Raw genomic sequence first — 1,360 nt, 5'->3', positions numbered from 1 at the left:
TTCCCAGGACCGCCGGAGCGCCGCTTGATCAAGTCTCCATACACCAGACTTGCATATAGCTCCTTTAGCATTATAAAACGGCACAAAGCGCGCAAAGTCTGTCTGCCGATTTCGCCTATAATTCAATACCTTAGACGGCTCTCGATTTGCTCGGACTGCCGCCCTTCGCGTCTAGCCGGCGTTATGGCGGTCCATGGTACGACGAGCTATACAGGCTCAATGCCTGCCTGCTCGATGAAACGGTTCCATAGGTGCTCGGCAGCCTGCTCCGGCGTGAGCCGATCTGGCTCATTCCCATACATCGGCATCGCAACACTTAAGTACATCTCGTACTCATCGGCCGATACACGATAGCCTCCATTCGCTGAGTTCTCAGCGGCGTTCTCGGCAAACGAGAAGTAAATGTCACCGAGCCCGAACCCTCCAGCAGAGCAATGCACTGTGATATACGCTGCGCCTGGGCGTCGCGCTTGGTTGATCACAGTGCAGCCGAACGACGTTGGATTTCTATCAGCGAAACGCCCCCTAATACCCTCGATCGCATCAATCTCCGAAGTTGCCTTTCGGAAATACTCCTTCATTGCAGAGAATGCTGACTCACGAAACTCACTGCGATCGATCTCGTCGAAATCACGCTGAACTCTGTAGCGCGACTTTGGTCGCCTTGCCGGCTCTTGCTTGGACTCGGAGGCGAAGGTCTCGGAGACACTCTCTTCGTCGTCGATTATTCGCCGGAGCTCCTGCACAACATCCAGGTAGGCATTGTTTGCGTTCGCCCAATTGCTGATCGGCAGCCCGTCCTTCGGTATAGCCTTGAGTCGACGTAGCGCGGGCACCGATTGCCAGTCACAAGGTTCCACGATGATAGGAACCACGCGGGCGTCGCCCGCCTCGTGGCGCTCAAGAGCCCGCGTCATCTCACGCTCAACACAATAGTCGGAGGCGATGAAATCCGGGCTCACGAGCAATAGAAACAAAGATGTTGTTTCCAATTCGCGATCTATTGCTTCATCAATTGCACCGCCGGCAAAAATTTCCCGATCGAACCAAGCTTCAATCCGCTGCTCTCGGCGGAGTGCCGCCAAATGTACGTGAAGCCGCTCAAGCGCGTCTTCGTCTCGATGGGAATACGAGACAAACGCTCTCACTATCTGTTTCTCCAGTCATTCCACACGGCTGCCCTTGCCAAACGCCCCAGGTCAGCCGCCTGCGACTGGCCGGGTCGGGCCATAAATCGAGCACTGTCCTGAGCATTGAGCATTACCTGAGATCGTTGGGCGAACCTTGCGTGTTGTATGGTAATCCCCCCAGAAAAGAGCGCGGGTCATAAGTGGAATTTTCTCGTACCCTGAACCGAGGA

At 55.1% G+C, this 1,360-nt stretch carries 1 protein-coding gene; it reads right to left on the bottom strand.

The annotated features are described in order from the left end of the window. Nucleotides 1-206 precede the first annotated feature (206 nt). Nucleotides 207-1,148, bottom strand: a complete 942-nt coding sequence (locus C41B8_RS19145; RefSeq protein ID WP_037342005.1) for a toll/interleukin-1 receptor domain-containing protein — start codon at nucleotides 1,146-1,148, stop codon at nucleotides 207-209. Nucleotides 1,149-1,360 lie beyond the last annotated feature (212 nt).

This window comes from Salinisphaera hydrothermalis C41B8 (assembly GCF_000732535.1).
In the GTDB taxonomy this organism is placed as follows: Bacteria; Pseudomonadota; Gammaproteobacteria; order Nevskiales; family Salinisphaeraceae; genus Salinisphaera; species Salinisphaera hydrothermalis.
Note: the sequence above shows the minus strand (reverse complement) of the source record. Positions and strands in the feature narration are given on the sequence as shown.